The sequence below is a fragment of the Finegoldia sp. P2-F-LR genome, from assembly GCF_052932265.1.
The window spans coordinates 222,094-241,552 of sequence record NZ_JBRFJF010000001.1 but is presented as its reverse complement, the minus strand read 5'-3'; the positions used below and the strand labels follow the sequence as shown (position 1 = coordinate 241,552).

The window sequence follows — 19,459 nt, the reverse complement described above, 5'->3', positions numbered from 1 at the left end:
AATTATTGTTTATTGAATTAAACAGACAGATGATATATAATGTTAAAGTAAAACATATGTTCAAGGGGTGAGTTATGGAATTTAAATTACATTCAAAATTCAAGCCAACAGGTGATCAACCACAAGCGATTGATAAACTTGCAAATGGTTTGGAAAATGGAAAAAATCATCAAATTTTAAAAGGAGTTACTGGTTCAGGTAAAACTTTTACTATGGCTAATATTATTCAAAAAGTTCAAAGACCGACTTTGGTTATAGCTCACAACAAAACTTTGGCATATCAGTTAGCTAGTGAGTTTAGGGAATTTTTCCCAGAAAATGCGGTTGAATTTTTTGTTTCGTATTACGATTATTATCAACCAGAAGCATACGTTGTTCAATCGGACACTTATATAGAAAAAGATTCAAGTATCAATGAGGAATTAGACAAGCTTCGCCACAGTGCTACGATGAGTTTATTCGAAAGAAGAGATGTAATTATAGTTTCTTCTGTATCTTGTATTTACGGCTTGGGTGATCCTATTGATTATGAAAATTTGGTTATATCTTTGCGTCCAGGAATGGAAAAAGATAGAACTGAAGTTATGAAAAAATTAATCGACATTCAATACGTTAGAAATGACATTAATTTCACCAGAGGAACTTTCAGAGTAAGAGGAGATAGCTTGGATATTTTCCCAGCATCTAGTGGAGAAAAAAGCGTAAGGATAGAATTTTTTGGCGACGAAATAGATAGAATTACTGAAATTGATGCTTTGACTGGAGAAATCGTCGGAGAAAGAAATCACGTTGCCATTTATCCTGCAAGTCACTATGCAACGACTCAGAAAAAAGTCGAAAAAGCTATCGTAACTATTGAAGAAGAATTAGAAGATAGATTAAAATACTTTAAAGATCACAATAAATTGTTGGAAGCTCAAAGATTAGAGCAAAGAACGAGATACGATATAGAAATGTTAAAAGAAATGGGATTTTGTACTGGAATAGAAAACTATTCAAGACATATGTCCCAGAGAAAGCCTGGAAGCAGACCTTACACTCTTATCGATTATTTCCCAAAAGATTTCGTGACAATGATTGACGAATCACACGTTACTGTTCCACAAATCGGAGGAATGTATGAGGGAGATAGGTCCAGAAAAACTAGCTTGGTTGATTATGGTTTCAGATTGCCTTCTGCATTGGACAATCGTCCTTTGAGATTTAATGAATTTGAATCGATGATGAATCAAGTAATTTATGTGTCAGCAACTCCAGGAAAATATGAAAAAGCAAAAACTAATGAAGTAGTTGAACAAATTATCAGACCTACAGGATTATTAGATCCAAAAATTGAAGTTCGTCCTACAAAGGGACAAATCGACGATTTGGTTAGTGAAATCAATAAAACTATTGAAAAAGGTGAACGTGTTCTGATCACAACTCTTACTAAAAAAATGAGTGAAGATTTGACACGATATCTTGAAGATTTGGATATAAAAGTAACATATTTGCATTCAGATATTGATACGATTGAAAGAATGGAAATAATCAGAGATTTGAGAGAAGGAAAATACGATGTACTTGTTGGTATCAACCTTTTGAGAGAGGGATTGGATTTACCAGAAGTTTCTTTGATTGCGATTTTGGATGCTGATAAGGAAGGTTTCCTACGTTCAGAGACTTCTCTTATACAAACTATAGGTAGAGCTGCTAGAAACTCAAATGGTCACGTTATAATGTACGGTGATACGATTACTAGGTCGATGGATGTGGCTATCACAGAAACTAATAGGCGTAGAGAAATACAAAAAGAATACAACGAAGAACACAACATTATTCCAACTACTATTAATAAATCTGTTAGAAAAAGAATCCAAAATACTTTCGTGGCAGAAGAAAATGAAAGTTATGATGTTAATAAAGTTACGGAATTTTCAAAGGACGAAATAGAAGTTATTATTGAAAATTTGAACACAGAAATGTTAAAAGCTGCAGAAGAATTGGATTTCGAGAGAGCTGCTACACTTAGAGATCAAATCAGGAATTTGAAAAACACTTACTAAAGGAGCAAAATGAGCAAAGATAAAATTGTTATAAAAGGTGCTAAGGAGAATAATCTAAAAAATGTGGACCTTACCATTCCTAGGAATAAAATGGTCGTGTTTACTGGATTGAGTGGGTCAGGTAAATCTTCTTTGGCATTTGACACTATATATGCGGAAGGGCAACGAAGATATGTAGAATCTTTGAGTTCTTACGCACGCCAATTTTTAGGGCAAATGGATAAACCAGACGTAGAATACATTGAAGGATTGTCGCCTTCGATATCTATAGACCAAAAAACAACTAACAACAACCCACGTTCAACAGTGGGAACTGTTACAGAAATATACGATTATTTTAGACTACTTTTCGCAAGAGTTGGAACTGCTTATTGTCCTGTTTGCGGGAAAGAAATTGTTAGCCAAACTGTCGACCAAATTGTAGATAGTGTGAAAGAATTAGAGGAACGTTCCAGAATTCAAATTTTAAGTCCTGTAGTAAAAGGCAAAAAGGGTGAATTTAAAAAACTTCTTCAAAATTTGAGAAAAGATGGTTTCATAAGAGCAATTGTAGATGGTGAGCAAGTTGAATTAGCTGAGGAAATAGAACTTGATAAAAACAAAAAACACGATATTGATGTAATTGTCGACAGAATTATAATTAAAGAAGGAATTGATTCAAGGCTAACAGATTCTATAGAAACTGCTCTGAGATTATCTGAAAATAATGTAAAAGTTGATGTTATTGGCAAAGATGTAATTTCCTACAGTACATCAATGAGTTGTCCAGATGGACATATTTCTTACCAAGAATTAGAGCCAAGAGATTTTTCTTTCAATAATCCATTTGGGATGTGTCCGCATTGTAATGGACTTGGTTTTCATAAAAAGGTTGATGAAGATTTGGTCATTCCTAATAAAGAATTATCTATTTTACAAGGTGCAATAGATCCTTATCAATCTTCGAAACCAGGTGGATATTATTTTGAAATAATAAAGGCAATTGCTGATTCTTATGATTTTCCATTGGACAAACCAATAAAAGAAGCTCCAAAGAAAATGATAAATGAAATTTTAAATGGATCTAAGAAAAATCTCTCATTTATTTTTGATAGCCATTTTTCTGGACGAAAAAAATTCAACGGTAAATTTGAAGGAGTTTTGAAAAACTTAGAAGAAAGATACAATAGAAGTACGACAGATTCTATGCATCAAAAAATTGGTGAGTATATGACTGACGTTGAATGCGATTATTGTCATGGAGCTAGATTAAAAGATGAGTATTTGTCAGTTCGCATAAATGAAAAAAATATTTACGAAATTTGCCAAATGCCTGTAAAAGATTCTCTTCAATGGTTCAAAGATTTGGAATTGGAAGAGTCCAAGAAATTTATTGGAGACGAAATATTGAAGGAAATTATAAGTAGACTTCAATTTTTGAATGATGTTGGGCTTGATTATTTGACTTTGGATAGATCTGCTTCTACTTTATCTGGTGGAGAATCTCAGAGAATTAGATTGGCAACACAAATTGGATCTGCATTGGTCGGCGTTGTCTATGTATTAGATGAGCCTTCAATTGGCCTTCACCAAAGAGACAATGATAAATTGATTAAAGCGCTTAGAAACTTAACGGATATTGGAAATACTTTGGTAGTGGTTGAACACGATGAAGATACGATGAAAGAATGCGATTATCTTGTTGACATCGGACCGGGGGCTGGTGTTCATGGAGGCGAAATCGTAGCTTGTGGAACTATTGATGATATTATAAAAGAAAAAAGATCCATTACAGGGAAGTATTTGTCTGGCGAATTGGCAATTCCTGTTCCGGAACAAAGACGAAAACCAAATGGATATTTAGAATTTAAAGGTTGCAAAGAAAATAACCTAAAGAATATAAATGCGAAATTTGCACTTTCATGCTTCAACTGTGTTACAGGAGTTTCAGGATCTGGCAAATCTTCATTGGTCAACGAAATTGTCTACAAGAAATTAGCCAGAGATTTGAATAATGCGAAGATGAAGAATGGTAAATTCAAATCAGCCACTGGAATTGAAAATTTGGATAAAGTTGTACAAATAGATCAATCTCCGATTGGTAGAACGCCACGAAGTAATCCAGCGACTTATACAAAAGTATTTGATTTGATAAGAGATTTGTTTGCATCGACTCCTGAAGCAAACATGAGAGGATATCAAAAAGGAAGATTTTCATTTAACGTAAAGGGTGGAAGGTGTGAAGCTTGTAAGGGCGATGGAACTATAAAGGTAGAAATGCACTTTTTACCAGACGTTTATGTTCCATGTGACGTTTGTAAAGGAAAAAGATATAACAGAGAAACTTTGCAAGTAAAATACAAAGGCAAAAACATCGCCGATGTTTTGGATATGACAATTGATGAAGCGTTAGAATTTTTTAGAAATTTTCCGCCAATTAAAAACAAATTGCAAACTTTACAAGATGTAGGTTTGGGATATATTAAATTAGGACAATCTTCAACTGAATTATCCGGTGGAGAAGCGCAAAGAGTAAAACTTGCCAGTGAATTATCTAAAAAAAGTACAGGAAAAACTGTATATATTTTGGATGAACCAACTACGGGTCTTCATTCAGCAGATATTGATAAATTAATTGAAGTCTTGCAAAGACTTGTGGATCAAGGGAATACCGTTATTGTTATTGAACACAATCTTGATGTTATTAAGGTCGCGGATTATATTATCGATTTGGGACCTGAAGGAGGAAATGGTGGAGGACAAGTTATCTTCCAAGGAACTCCTGAAAAATTAATTAGTAAGAAAAATTCATATACTGGGCAATATTTGGTTCCAAAATTGAATCGTTAAATTTTTGTAATAATCACCTTCTGATTTTTAGTGTATAATAAAAGTTAAGAAGGTGATTTTTTATGTACAATATTATGGTTGTCGACGACGAAAAAGACATAGTAAAAGCCATAGAAATATATTTGAAAACAGATAATTACAATGTGTTGAAGGCTTATAATGGTTACGATGCATTAGAATTAATGGAAAAGAATAAAATAGATTTATTTTTGGTAGATATAATGATGGAAGGAATGGACGGATTAGAACTAACTCAAAAAATAAGAGAAGTATCTAACGCGCCAATCATAATTTTGTCTGCAAAAAGTGAACTCAATGATAAGGTTATGGGATTGAATTTGGGTGCTGACGATTATATTACGAAACCTTTCGATGCCGTGGAATTATTAGCTAGAATCAAATCTTGTTTGAGAAGATTAGAACTTAGTAAAGACAATTCTCTAAATGGCAATATATTTTCAGCTGGAAGATTGACAATCAACGACGACAAAAAAGAAGTATTGATTGATGGTGAAGAAATAAAGTTAACTCCTTATGAGTACGGAATAATTTTACTTTTATTGAAAAACAAAGGTATAGTATTCACATCAGAAGAAATTTATGAAAATGTGTGGGAAGCTCCACCTTATGATGTCAAAAAAATAGTTTCAGTCCACATATCAAGACTCAGAGAAAAAGTTGAAATCAATCCTAGAAGACCTGATTTGATTAAATCTGTGTATGGAATGGGATATAAGATAGAGGATATTTAATGATAAATTGGATAAAGAAAAGTTTTAGATCTATCGATGGTTATGTTGAAAAACAATTGGTAGATCTACTACTGTATTTTAGTTTTGGTTTTATTCTTGTATTCACTGTATCATTTTTTATTGAAAATATAATTAATGTATATAATTTTTCAGTTGCCATAACGTTGATATATGCGATGCTTGCTTTCTTTTATTCAATGGTTAAGGTAGTAAGGACTATTTACAAAAAGAAAAAGAATGCTTTTTTGATATATCAATTCATAAGTAATTTCAAAGGGAAATATTACAATATTTATGTTGAGTCATTATTAACTTTTATATTTTTAATGTATACAATGGCGACGATTATGGTCACAAACAGGAATTTGTTTGGAATTATATTTATCGGTGCAATTTTAGCGAAAATTTACATATCAATTTTAATCAATAATCTTGGCAAAATACTGCTTAATAAAAAAGTTGAGGCTATGTATTCTGGAAAAGACATTGATGTGTTTATTGACGACGAAATTTACAAAGACTCTGTGTATTTGATTAACCATTTACATGATTCGGTTATTAGCACAATGCAAGATAAAATCAATTCAGAAAAAATGAAAACTGAATTGATTACAAATATTTCACATGATATCAAAACACCTTTAACTTCTATTATAAATTACGTCGATTTGCTGAATCACGAAACTGATGAAGCCGAAAAGAAAAGATATATTGAAATTTTGGAATATAACGCTAAAAGATTAAAAACTATGGTAATAGATTTGATTTATGCTTCTAAAACTGGAACGGGAAATATTGATATTGAAATGGAAGTTGTAGAGCTGAATGAATTAGTATTGCAAGTTTACGGTCAATTTGATTCTGATTTCAATAAGTTGGGACTGGATTTTGAATATAGTGATAAAAGAAAAACAGTTTTGATGATGACGGATGGTGCAAAGTTATCTCGTGTAATCGAAAATATTTTTAGTAACATTGTGAAGTATTCAAAACCTAATACAAAAGTATACGGTGAATGTGATGTAGTCGATGACAATATTATTCTGAAATTTTCTAATGTATCCAAGAATAAGATTGAAGTGAGCGCAGAAGAATTGATGGGTCAATTTGTAAGAGGGGAAAGGTCTCGCCACTCTGAAGGTAGTGGACTTGGCTTGTACATTGCTAAGAATTTGATAGAATTGCTTGGAGGAACAAGTAAAATATCAATTGATGACGATAGATTTATTTATGAGATTAATTTTAAAGTAACTAGAAAAAAGAAAGTAAAATAGAATACAAAATTACATGATCCACATTGCCACCCCGCTTTAATTTATTTATTATAGCGGGGATTATTTTTATATAACTTCAATTAATATTAATTATTTTCCGGATAAAAAAGATTTATTCCTAATTCCGAGAAATTCTCCTTAATTTGAGAATCTAAATTCTGGTCGGTAATAATTCCATCAACTTCATTAAAATTACAAACTCTAATAGTTGCTGTATTTCCAAATTTTGTACTATCAGCTACACAAAATGTTTTTGAGGAGACCTGCTTCATTGTAGTTTTTATATCATATTGATCAAATCCATAATCCATAATTCCGTGTTTCAAATTTATACCACTTGCACTCATAAAAAATATATCAGGATGGTACATTTTGATAAAATTTATTGCTGATAATCCGTATGTAAATAAATCTTTATTATTAAGTCTTCCAGAAGCAAGTAATATTTTGATAGAAGGATTAGTAGCTAATATTTGTGCTATTGACAGAGAGTTCGTTATACATGAGATATTGTTAAATTGTTTTATTAATGATTTAGATATTTCTACATTTGTCGTACTGTCGTCTAGAGCTATCATAGAACCTTCTTTAACAAAGTCAGTAGTTATAGTAGCTAAATTTATTTTTTTTTCAATGTTGATTGTTTTTCTTGTAATCAAATCAAATTCTGGAATGTTTTCGTCAATTAAAATAGCACCTCCATAGACTCTTTTTAATTTATTTTCATTTTCTAATGTTTCTAGATCACGGCGTATAGTTTCAGGAGTAACATTAAAATTTTTCGATAAATTTTGGACTGTGATGCTACCATGTTTATTTAAATCTTGTAATATTTTATTTAATCTATCATTTTTTAGCATAGTATTTTAAAATTTTCACCTCATTTTTATTATAGCATATTAAAAATAATTTTTATGTTTTTATTTTAGCTTATTTACGTATATTTTACGAATACATTAATATTTTTTAACACCTAAAGATTATTATAAGATTAGGAAACAAAGATAAGCAAAAATAAAACAACAAAAACAAATATAAAATTGTGAAAAACACATAATAAGGAGGTTAAATGAGCAAAATTTCTCTAAGAAATATTTACAAAAGATATGAAAATAGCAAAAAATCTGCGGTTACCGACTTTAATTTAGAGATAGAAGATAAAGAGTTCATAGTTTTTGTAGGGCCAAGTGGTTGTGGAAAATCTACTACACTCAGAATGATTGCTGGATTGGAAGATATATCTGAAGGTGATTTATTTATTAATGGAAAAAGAATGAACGATGTTGCTCCTAAAGATAGGGGAACGGCCATGGTATTTCAAAACTATGCATTATATCCTCATTTAAATGTTTATGACAATATCGGATTTGGTTTAAAAATCAGAGGTGTTGACAAAAATACAAGAGATAAGAGCATTCGAAAAACAGCGGAAATGTTGAGTTTGACACCTTATCTTAAAAGAAAACCTATTGAGTTATCAGGTGGACAACGTCAAAGAGTTGCATTAGGGAGAGCAATAGTAAAAGAATCTGAAATATTTTTAATGGATGAACCCTTGTCAAATTTGGATGCAAAGTTAAGAATTCACATGAGAAAAGAATTAGTAGAATTACAACAAAATTTAGGTTCTACAGTCATTTATGTAACACATGATCAAACAGAAGCAATGACCATGGCAAGTCGAATTGTTTGTTTAAAAGATGGGATTATTCAACAAGTCGGGACGCCGGAAGAACTTTACTCTAATCCTAATAATATGTTCGTCGGGGGATTTTTAGGGTCTCCACCGATGAATTTTATAAAAGGGAAAATTGAAGACGCAAAATTCTATGATGAATCAAGTAATTATATATGCGATGTTAACCAAGATTCTGTTAAAGATGTTGTATTAGGAATTAGGCCCGAGAACATCAAAATTTCTAATAATGATTCTGGAATTAAGGTTCCGGTGAAGTTAATAGAATTGCTTGGTGCTAATTATAATATTCACGCCGAGTTATATGGAAATAAGATTACTATAAATACAGATGCTAATAGATATATAAAAGATAAGGACGAGTTAAACATTGTATTTGATGCAAATAAATTATTGTTTTTTGATCCAAAAACAGAAATGAGATTATTTTTGGAGGATTAATATGGACAATGTAAAAAGTGTAACAAAGGATCAAGATAATAATAGAAAAATAAAAGACATTAGAAGAAATAGTTTGAATGTTCCTAACTTCATAATATATATACTTATTCCATTGTTACCATTATTGGTTTTCTGGTTCATTCCAATGATTATTTCTTTAATGATAAGTTTTACCGATTGGGATTATATTAGTCCAAAATTTAATATAATTGGTTTAAAAAATTATTTAGAGATACTTAAAAATTCAGAATTTTGGCAAGCTTTAAAGAATACAATTTTATTTGGTTTTGGAACAGTATGCCCGACTTTAATAATTGGTTTTCTAATGGCCCTAATAATCGAGAAAGTAAAAAAAGGGAAAGATATTTTTCAAGGATTTTTATTTTCGCCATGGATTACTCCAATGGTTGCAATGAGTATAGTATGGAGTTGGATGTTCAGGCCTAGTGTTGGATTAATTAATTATTGCTTAAAATTTTTGGGAATTAATGGTCCAAATTGGCTAATGGATTCTAAATATGCGCTTATAGCTGTTATGATAGTTACTGTTTGGAAAACAGCTGGATGGGCGATGCTGTATTATTCAGATGCAATAAGTAAAATACCAAAAGATTTATTTGAAGTTTGTAATTTGGAAGGAGCAAACTCACTCCAAAAAATTAAATATATTTATTTTCCACTAACAATAAAGACGACATTGTTTCTAGGAATCATAAGTCTGATAAATTCAATTCAGGCTTATGATCAGATTTCTGTACTAACTAGAGGAGGTCCAGCTGGATCAACTAGAACATTATTATACTTATTTTATCAGATGGCATTTGAACAATTTAATATGGGCAAAGCTACAACTATTGCAATAATAATGGTAATTATCACAGGAATACTAGCTAGTATCATGTTCTATATGCAAAAGAAACTAGTAAAATAGGAGCTAAAATGAATAAAATAAAAAAAATAATCAATTTATTATTATTAGCGTTTGTAAGTATATTAGCTTTTTTTCCGCTATTATGGATGGCTACAAATTCTTTTAAAACAGCAAATAAAATTATTCAACAACCATTAAACCTGTTTCCTGAAGTATTAGATTTTAGAAATTTCATAGGTGCGTTAGAAAAAGCACCATTCGATCTTTATATAATTAATAGTATTATAACAGCATTTGCAATAGTTGTTTTACAACTATTGCTTGGGATTTTGATGGGATATGGTTTATCGAAGTTTGATTTCAAAGGTAAAAAGATTTTGTTTGGATCTATTCTCTTGACATATATGCTTCCAGCAGCAGCGACATATGTTCCGAGTTATGTTATCCTTGCAAAGATGAATTTAATTGATACAATACCAGGAATTATTATTTCTAATGTGGCAAGTGTGTTTACGATATATATGGTTTACCAAACTTTTTCTTCTGTACCTAAAGAAATGATAGAAGCAGCTGAAATGGATGGAGCAAATAATTGGCAAATACTATGGAAAGTTATGGTTCCACTTTCTAAATCTACAATATTAACAACAGCCTTGATACAGTTTGTTGTTATGTATAATAACTATATGTGGCCATCACTAATAACAAACAGTAAGAAAAATTATCTTATAAGTGTAGGATTAAATATTTTCTTTAATTCAAAGGGAAATTTCACACAGAATTTACCGATGTTGATGGCTGCAAACACTATATCAGTATTACCACTATTAATTTTATTTTTAATTTTAAAGAAGTGGTTTATTGAAGGAATAAGCGATAGCGGGATAAAAGGATAAAAATTAGGAGGAAAAAATGAGAAAATTAAGAAAAATTTTATTAATGATACTTTGTGGTATATTAATGCTTACAGGTTGTTCAGAATCTGCTAAAAAAGCACAAAATGAAAATAGCAGTGGTTCTAATGTTGCATCAGAAGATAGCAGCAAAAAGGAAAAGGTTGAAATTCAATTTTGGTATGGATTAGGGTCTGTTGCAGGTCAGACAATGGAATCAATTATTGCAGATTTTAATGCATCACAAGATAAAGTCAAGGTTGTAGGGGTACAACAAGCCGATTACAACGAAACGTATCAAAAAGTTCAAGCTGCAATAGCTGCTAAACAACCACCAGCAGTTTTTATAGGAAGTAAAATCTCTGAAATGGCAGAATCACAAATAGCTGTAGATTTATCCACATTTATGAATGATAAGACACCAGAATCTGATTATCTTGATGTACTAATGAAACCGGCAAAGATTAATGGTAAAATTTATGCGATACCTGCATATGGAACAACACAAGTAATGTATTATAGAAAAGATTTATTGAATAAAGCGGGCATTAAGCCAGAAGATGCTTATTCTTCTTGGGAAAAAGTATATGAAGCATCTAAAGAAATACAAAAAAAAGTTGTTACAAAATGGGGACATCTTCCAATGTGGGGTGCTGATAATCTTATCGATATAGCTTTGAGCAATGGAGGATCAATCCTTAGTGAAGATGGAAAAAAAGTTACAATAAATTCACCTGAATGGATTGAATCTTGGGATTTTATTAGAAAACAAATTTTTGAAAACAAAACTGCAAAGATAGAATCCGGAGGACAAGGATGGGAATACTGGTACAGAACAATTGATAATGTGATGGGCGGACAAGCTATGAGTTATACAGGATCTTCAGGGGACAAAGGTGATTTGGATTTTAAAATTATTGGATCATGTCCTCAACCAGGATTGAATGGAAAGCCCGGAAAGCCACAAGCTGGAGGACATTATTTAGTTGTACCACAAGCAGCCTCTAAAGAACAACAACAAGCTGCATTTGAATGGATATCATACTTTACTAGTCCAAAAATTTCTGCAAAATGGTCAATGAAAACAGGATACATTCCAGTTAGAAAAAGCGCTATGGAGGATGAGGATTACAAAGCTTTTACAAAAGAAAATCCTTATGCAATTGTACCATATCAACAAGCACTTAAAGCTACACCAGTATTTATTGATCCAACAAAAGGAAAGATTACTGATGCTTTGAGTATTGCAGCAGATAAAATCGAGTTACAAAATATTCCAACAAAACAAGCATTGGATGAAGCTCAAAAAGTAGCTCAAGAAGCACTAGATAAGATTAATAAATAGATTGTTCGAATAGAAATTTGAATGAAAGATGATAATTTTTGGAGATAACTAATGAAAGATAGATTATTGTTTAATAATGATAGGAATAATTTCTTAGAAACAAATCTCAAAAAAAAATATGATAAAATTACTTTCAATATAAAATGTAATGTAATCACAATATCGATAAGTTGGAAAAACAATAAAAATTTATTATTTATGTATTTATTTGGACCGGACAAGAATTTGTATGGACAGATTGTTACTAATTCAAAAGATGGCACAAGATGCATATCTACAATAAGCGATTATACTTCTCCTTGTTGCAAAACACTAAAATCAAGTGAAACTTTTCAAGGTGAATGGACAATAGAATACGCAATTTATGGAGAGGTTGAGTCTAATACAGCAAGTATACTAGTAAAAGAAGAGGATGAATTTAACCATAAATTAAAAGAAATAAGTTTAATTGAACGACCAAAAATATCTGAACATACCATATATGATGAAATGAAATGGTATGCAGGTGATTTTCATACACATACTATATTTTCAGACGGTAAAATGACTAGAGAAGAGAATAATGATATAGCTAAAAAACAGGATCTTGATTTTTTTATTCCAACAGACCATAATATTTTTCATTATAAATGGCCCAAATCTGATGATGTATTTATATATCCAGGCGTTGAGATTACATCAAGTTATGGTCATATTAACTTATTGTTTTCAGAAAAAAATCCGTTTGAAGAACATTCTATATTTGAGATAGAGAATAAAACTTCACTTATAGAAATAATTAAGGAGGCTGAGAAATACTCTATAGTATCAATAAATCATCCATTCATGCCTCCTTGGGATTTTTTGTTAGGTGATTTGCCGCTTGAATATGTTAAAATCTTGGAAATAATTAATGATCCAACATATAAAACATCCATAAATGCAACTAATGATGCAAAAGACAAATGGAATTGTCTACTGAATGATGGATTCAAGGTTGTGGGAATAGGAGGTAGTGACTCGCATTTGAGACCAAATGAAAAATATGCAAATTCTGAATATCCTTCTATATTGGGAGATCCAAAAACATATTTATATTCAAAAGGTAATTCTTGGAATGATTTAAAACAAGCTCTTATACAAGGAGATGTCGTAGTATCGAGAAAAGATTTTATTGACCTTAATATACACGGCTTGAATAGAGAAAATAACTCTTTTGAGGGAAAAGTATTGTTAGAAAGCAAACTAACTAACGAAACATTTCATGATCTCGATCTATACCATAATTGGATTATCGATGGAAAGACAATTTTGAAAGAAAAAGGATTAGTATCAAAATTGAATCAAGAAATAGATTTAAAATATCATTGGATTAGACTTGATATAACTGACGAAGATGATAATTTGTATGGGTTTACTAATCCGATATTCTTTAATCGAGATAAAAAAACTCAAAGTATGAAATACTGGAAAGACTTAATGGTAAAAAAATATGAAAATTAGAGGGATAATTTTTGATAAAGATGGTACGTTGATGGAGTTTTCAGATATATGGCGATGTGCAGTTGAAGAACTATTCAATGAATATTCATTATCTGAAGAAGTAAAAGAAGATATAAGAGAAAAAATCGGAATAAAAAGTGATTCGACAATTAGAGAAAATAGTATTCTAGCATCGGGGACGATGGATGAATTATTTGAAGTGATTAGTATGTATATTTTAAATTCTGAGGATGAAATTTATGAAAATATGGAAGAATTTTTTTCTGAATATTTAAAAAGTCATTCTAACATGATTAAGGAGACCTGTGATTTAGATGGATTATTCAATGAATTAAAAAATGATGGCATAAAAATCGGTGTAATTACTGCAGATAATTACCGTCAAGCTAGGTTTTGCTTTCAAATTCTTAAATTAGAAAAATATATTGAATTCTTAGGGAGTGGAGATAGATATTTGAATAAGCCGAATCCACAAGCGTTACAAGCTTTTTGTAAAAAATTTTCTCTAGATATAAATGAAGTTGCAGTTGTTGGTGACTCTGACATAGATATGCAATTAGGAAAACACGCTGGACTTTCAATAGGTGTTTTATCTGGTGTCGGAACAGAAAAAATGTTGTTGAATTCTGCTGACGTAGTTGTAAAATCACCATGCGATATATTATCTGTAATAGATAATCATAATAAGCTTCGATAATAAATTGTTACCAAATATAATGAAGTAAAAGTATTACCTTATTTTTTGATTAAATCTATTTGTTTTAAAAGATAAACCACCTGATTGGAAATATGTTCTAATCAGGTGGTTTTTTGAATAAAGATTATAAAGTTTTATAATCGAGTGTTAGTTATCATTATTGTTCGATGAATCGTTATTGTTTCGCTTTCTATTGTTGCCATTTCTGTTATTTCTATTGTTTTCTTTTTCGTCGTCTTTCTTGTCGTTATCTTTATCGTCTTTGTCCTCTTTATCGTCTTTGTTCTTGTCATCCTTGTCTTCGTCATCTTTGTACTTAGGTTTAAAAATATTGAAGATTGTTCTGTCTGAATAACCAGGCATACTGTATTTCCAGTCTTTTGGAATTATATTGTTATGTTCTGATGGCTTGTAAGGAGGGTCTCTTTTTATGAAAACTCCCCATCCTAATTCCCATGGAGGAGTTTTGTCCGTTGCTAATTTTCCATCTACAACGTCAATTCTCCTAGATTCATACAAATCGGAAACTTCAGTTGGTTCTGTGCCTGCTTTGTAGACTTCTTCTTTTACAATTCCTCGAGGATCTCTCCAACTATATTTGCTTGGAAGTTTATTTGCTAAAGTATCAACTTTAACTCTTACTATTCCATCTGGTTCTTCAAATTTAATTGGAATTTTATCTTCTAAAGTATATCTATTTACTGCACTCCAAATTTGTACAACTTTTTTCTGGCTAATTTGAGTCATTTTTAATTGTTGATTGTCAAAACCTAGCCATGTACTAATAGTATAATATGGACTCATTCCAACAAACCAAACATCTTGGTAGTCGTTTGTAGTACCTGTTTTTCCACCAATATCAAAACCGTCTAACCTTGCATATTTGGAATAGTTGTAGTCAGTAGATGTTCTTAGTATGTCTCTCATAATGTATGCAATTTGAGGACTTACAACTTCGTTTTGCTTTTGTGGATTTTCTATGATCACTTTACCCAAACTATCAGTAACTTTTGTAAATGAAATAGGCTCTCTGTATTGTCCACTGTTATTAATAGCATTATATGCTCCCGCCATTTCAACAGGAGTAAATCCTTTAGTTAATGAACCAAGTGCCATTGCTGATGTGTTTTCATCATTTTCAGAAGTATTTTCAGCAGCACTAATATAGTTATCAGCTTTAGGATTTTTTGCATTAATTAATCCAAATTTTTCTAAATAACTTTTTGATTTTTCAATTCCAATATCTTCTAAAACTTTTACTGCAGTAACGTTAATTGAATTTTCTACAGCATATCTAAGAGAAACCAGCCCTTCATAACCTTCATACCAGTTTTGAGGCCACAATTCGTGTTTTTCGTTATAGTGTGGCAAATCATCTAAGCCTGATGCAGGGGAGTACCCATTATCCAATGCAGGAGTATATACACCTAATGGTTTCATGCTAGAACCAACTTGTCTAGGAATATCGGATGCTCTGTTAGTAGTATCTTTATTATCTGAATATCTTCCACCAACCAATGCTTTGATTTGTCCAGTTGTTTTATCAACAACAACACTTGATGATTGTGGTTGTTTGATTCCATCTTCATTTATAGTGTAGAAATCCTTAGCAAAAATCAAATTGTCATTGTTGTCGTATTTGATTAAATTTGGATTTTCTTTTATATATTTGTTTAAGATTGTGATGTTACCTTCACCATCTGTATTCAAATTTTTGCTACCAATATTGATTGAAGATATTTTATGAGTTACCAAATTATTATTGTCATTTACTGAGTAATAATCCTTCAAATCCAAATAGTTTCCAAATTGTTTTACTTTGATTGATTTTGAATAATTAAAAGTGACAGAACCATCTGGGTTTTTAGTGTATTGTTCTGGGGAAATAAAGAACTCATCGTTGTCATTGATTATATTTTTCTTTCTAAAATAAATGACTTCATTTAAAGCGTTTGTAATGTTTCTGCCGTCATCGCTTGACCATTTTAATAAATTTGCTGATGAACCATCTGCGATAATATCATCGACTTTTTTATCGTATAATTTTTCCAAATTACTTTGCATATTCATATCAACACATGAATATATCTTTAGTCCACCATTGATTAGTTTGCTTTTAGCTTCTTGTTGTGAGTATCCTTTTTCGATAAGTTTTGCAATAACTTGTTCGTAGATAATATCTGAATAGTAGTTTGACAGGTTATCTACGTTTTTAATTCCTGGTTTTATATTAGCTGCGATGTTTTCTTGAAGAGCTTTGTCGTATTCTTCTTTTGTGATTTTATTGTTATCTAGCATTTTTTTAAGAACGTAATCTCTTCTGTCGATAGTTTGTTGATTGTAGACAGCTTTGTATGTTTCACCGCTTAAAGTAACTTCTCCGACGATTTTTGACTGATCTTTTACTTGACCTGGTTCAATCGCCTTGTATAATGCTAAGTTAGTAGGACTCTTCACGATTCCTGCAAGGGTAGCGCATTCTGATAAAGTTAATTCATCTATGTTTTTTTTGAAGTAAATTTCGGCGGCAGCTTGAACTCCGTAAGCATTTTGTCCCAAGAAAACAGTATTCATATATGTTTCCAATAATTTTTCTCTGCCTAAGTAGTTTGTCAATTCCATTGCCAAATAAGCTTCTTTGAATTTTCTATCAAATGACCTTTCATTCGTTAAGTACAAATTACGAGCTAATTGTTGAGCTAGAGTACTTGCTCCACGTTTCATAGAACCAGATTTTAAATTATCAAAAATAGCTGATGTGATACCGATAGGATCCACACCATTGTGTTTGTAAAATCTTTCATCTTCCACAGATGTGAAAGCATCCATCATGTATTTTGGTATCTTATCTAATTTAACAACCTCTCTATATTCAGTGGTTTTGATTTTCTCGATTAAATTTCCATCCTGATCCAAAATTTCTGATGTTTGATTCATCATATTATTTATTTCTTCGGGATTAACCTTTGGAGCTAATTGCATAGCTCGAACTCCAGCTACTCCGATTAATCCACCTACAAATGCAAATATACAAATCAAACATAATATTAAAATTTTTATGGATTTCAATATTATATTTTTATCTTTATTCATAAATTCCTCCATAAAATGTATATACACTATTATACCACAAAGTGTAGATTCAACATATATTCCTAGAAATACGAAGTACATTTTACTTAAAGACAGATTATTATATAATATAAATAAAGGAGCAACAATGAAAGAAAAAACAATTTTAGTTTATTTTGAATTTAAAAACAAAAAAATAAACGATGAAGATATAAAAGAAATGGAAAGTTTGATTGAATCTTCTGGCGGTGAAGTTTGCGCAATTTCAGAAGTTAGAAAAAACTTTATTGATTCAAAATATTACATAGGAAAAGGGAAATGTCTGGAGATAAAAGATGCTGCAGAAAAAATGGACGTAACAACTTTGATATTTAATGTAGAACTATCTGGTTCAAATATAAAAAGCTTGGAAGATATAACTGGACTTAAAATAGTAGACAAAACAAATTTAATTTTAGATATATTTGCAAGTAGAGCGAAAACAAAGCAAAGTGTGCTACAAGTTGAACTTGCAGAATATAAATACAGACTTCCAAGATTAATTGGATTCAGAGATCACTTATCCAGAACTGGTGGTGGAATTGGAACTAGAGGTCCTGGGGAAACAAAACTTGAAGTAGATAGAAGAACTATCCAAAACAAAATTAACAATATAAAACGAGAATTAAAAAGTATTGATAAAAGCCAAGAAAATATGAGAAAACAAAGACTAAAATCTGATATAAAAATGGTGAGTATGGTTGGTTACACAAATGCTGGTAAGTCTACTTTGTCTAATAAATTGGTGAATTTCTACAAAGATAAGTACACGGAGGAGTTTGAAACAGAGGATTTATTATTTAAAACACTGGATACTACTTTGAGAAAATGTACATTACCAAATAAAAAACAATGCCTTGTAATAGATACCGTTGGATTTATTAAAGATATTCCAACAGATTTAATCGAAGCATTTAAGTCAACGTTGTTGGATTTGAAACATTCTGACTTGATTTTATTTATATTAGATTCTTCAAGTTCTGATTTGGACAATCAAATAACTACAACGATGGATATATTAAAAGAATTAAAAGTATTGGACAAACCCATGGTTACGGTATTTAATAAATCTGATAATAATCCTAACGTGATTTTCCCGTATAATTTGGAAAATAAAGTTAAGATATCAGCTTTTAACGATGAAGACATCGAAATGTTATTGTACAAAATTCAAGAAGAATTATATGGCAATTACAAATGTGTTAAAATGAGATTTGACTACGATCATCAGGACGTTCTGAACACAATTTTACAAAATTTTAAATGTGAAGATGTGTCATACAACAATGAAGATGTACGTCTTAAGGTTGAGATTTCTGAATCAGAGATAGAAAAATACGAGGAATTTATATATGAAAAATTATAGAAGTATTCACAAAAGCATACCTTTTTCTTTTGTAATTAACAAATCGGAATTTATCGGAAATTGTAAGTTCGTGGAAACAGAAGAAGAGGCTTTAGAATTTGTGGATAGTATAAAAACAAAATACAGTGACGCAACTCACAATTGTTCTGCATATATCATTGGAGAGGACAAATTAATTCAGAGATTTGATGACGACGGTGAGCCTTCCCAAACAGCAGGGATTCCAATTCTTGAAGTAATTAAAAAAGAAGATTTGACTAATGTTTGTGTAGTTGTTACAAGATACTACGGCGGAATTAAACTTGGAGCTGGTGGTCTTATAAGAGCATACACAAAAGCTTCTAGTGAGTGTTTGAATGAGTCGGTTATTGTAGATAAGAAAATATTTAGAAATTTTCAGATAGAATTTGACTACACCAATGTTGGAAGTATTGAAAATTTTTTGATGAATAATGATATTTACGTAGCTGACAAGCAATATTCAGACAAAGTTGTTTTTGATATTTTATTAGATGAAGATAAATACGAAGAAATAGAAAATAAGTTAATTGATTTAACAAGCGATAACATAAAGTTTACAATGATTGAATTTACTTACCAATCATCTTTAAATGGTAAGTTAATATTTTAAAATGATGTAAATTGTGATAAAATTTG

14 protein-coding genes are annotated in these 19,459 nt (G+C 30.8%); 12 read left to right on the top strand and 2 right to left on the bottom strand.

The window, feature by feature from the left end; all coding sequences use genetic code 11:
* Positions 1-74 precede the first annotated feature (74 nt).
* The 4 genes from uvrB to ACU68W_RS01150 all read left to right on the top strand — a co-directional run bounded on the left by uvrB (position 75) and on the right by ACU68W_RS01150 (position 6,900).
* Positions 75-2,045, top strand: a complete 1,971-nt coding sequence (gene uvrB, locus ACU68W_RS01165) for an excinuclease ABC subunit UvrB (RefSeq protein ID WP_304110448.1) — start codon at positions 75-77, stop codon at positions 2,043-2,045.
* A gap of 9 nt (positions 2,046-2,054) precedes the next feature.
* A complete protein-coding gene (gene uvrA / locus ACU68W_RS01160; protein WP_002836610.1) occupies positions 2,055-4,874 on the top strand; it encodes an excinuclease ABC subunit UvrA in 2,820 nt (939 codons plus the stop codon).
* Positions 4,875-4,936: 62 nt separating this feature from the next.
* Positions 4,937-5,626 (top strand): response regulator transcription factor, encoded by a 690-nt coding sequence (locus tag ACU68W_RS01155; RefSeq protein WP_446755961.1) that lies wholly within the window; start codon positions 4,937-4,939, stop codon positions 5,624-5,626.
* On the top strand, positions 5,626-6,900 hold the full coding sequence (locus ACU68W_RS01150) for a sensor histidine kinase (protein WP_446755960.1): 1,275 nt from the start codon (positions 5,626-5,628) through the stop codon (positions 6,898-6,900). The genes ACU68W_RS01155 and ACU68W_RS01150 overlap by 1 nt, the downstream gene beginning before the upstream one ends.
* An 86-nt stretch (positions 6,901-6,986) precedes the next feature.
* Here the strand turns inward: ACU68W_RS01150 and ACU68W_RS01145 are convergent, their stop codons facing one another.
* On the bottom strand, positions 6,987-7,760 hold the full coding sequence (locus tag ACU68W_RS01145; RefSeq protein ID WP_002836607.1) for a DeoR/GlpR family DNA-binding transcription regulator: 774 nt from the start codon (positions 7,758-7,760) through the stop codon (positions 6,987-6,989).
* 209 nt (positions 7,761-7,969) lie between these two features.
* Here ACU68W_RS01145 and ACU68W_RS01140 point away from each other — a divergent pair, with 209 nt between their 5' ends.
* From ACU68W_RS01140 to ACU68W_RS01115, 6 genes are read left to right on the top strand one after another with little or no spacing between them, the layout of a single operon-like run.
* Positions 7,970-9,037 (top strand): ABC transporter ATP-binding protein, encoded by a 1,068-nt coding sequence (locus tag ACU68W_RS01140; RefSeq protein WP_094208711.1) that lies wholly within the window; start codon positions 7,970-7,972, stop codon positions 9,035-9,037.
* A gap of 1 nt (position 9,038) precedes the next feature.
* Complete coding sequence (locus tag ACU68W_RS01135; RefSeq protein WP_446755959.1) at positions 9,039-9,968, top strand: carbohydrate ABC transporter permease; 930 nt, start codon at positions 9,039-9,041, stop codon at positions 9,966-9,968.
* Positions 9,969-9,976: 8 nt separating this feature from the next.
* Positions 9,977-10,804 (top strand): carbohydrate ABC transporter permease, encoded by an 828-nt coding sequence (locus tag ACU68W_RS01130; protein ID WP_094208709.1) that lies wholly within the window; start codon positions 9,977-9,979, stop codon positions 10,802-10,804.
* A gap of 16 nt (positions 10,805-10,820) precedes the next feature.
* Entirely contained in the window at positions 10,821-12,146 is a 1,326-nt protein-coding gene (locus ACU68W_RS01125; protein WP_446755958.1) for an ABC transporter substrate-binding protein, read from the top strand.
* Between the two features lie 51 nt (positions 12,147-12,197).
* On the top strand, positions 12,198-13,628 hold the full coding sequence (locus tag ACU68W_RS01120; RefSeq protein WP_094223537.1) for a CehA/McbA family metallohydrolase: 1,431 nt from the start codon (positions 12,198-12,200) through the stop codon (positions 13,626-13,628).
* Positions 13,618-14,325, top strand: coding sequence for an HAD family hydrolase (locus ACU68W_RS01115; protein WP_094223536.1), 708 nt, complete (start codon positions 13,618-13,620; stop codon positions 14,323-14,325). Before ACU68W_RS01120 ends, ACU68W_RS01115 begins: the two co-directional genes overlap by 11 nt.
* 147 nt (positions 14,326-14,472) lie before the next feature.
* Here ACU68W_RS01115 and ACU68W_RS01110 read toward each other — a convergent pair whose 3' ends face one another.
* On the bottom strand, positions 14,473-17,418 hold the full coding sequence (locus ACU68W_RS01110; RefSeq protein WP_094223535.1) for a penicillin-binding protein 1A: 2,946 nt from the start codon (positions 17,416-17,418) through the stop codon (positions 14,473-14,475).
* 127 nt (positions 17,419-17,545) lie between these two features.
* Between ACU68W_RS01110 and hflX the strand changes: the two genes are divergently transcribed.
* Together hflX and ACU68W_RS01100 are read left to right on the top strand one after the other, a co-directional pair.
* Entirely contained in the window at positions 17,546-18,802 is a 1,257-nt protein-coding gene (hflX, locus tag ACU68W_RS01105; protein WP_094223534.1) for a GTPase HflX, read from the top strand.
* Positions 18,789-19,433 carry a YigZ family protein gene (locus tag ACU68W_RS01100; RefSeq protein WP_094223533.1) on the top strand — a complete coding sequence of 215 codons (645 nt, stop codon included), beginning with the start codon at positions 18,789-18,791 and terminating at the stop codon, positions 19,431-19,433. Before hflX ends, ACU68W_RS01100 begins: the two co-directional genes overlap by 14 nt.
* Positions 19,434-19,459 lie beyond the last annotated feature (26 nt).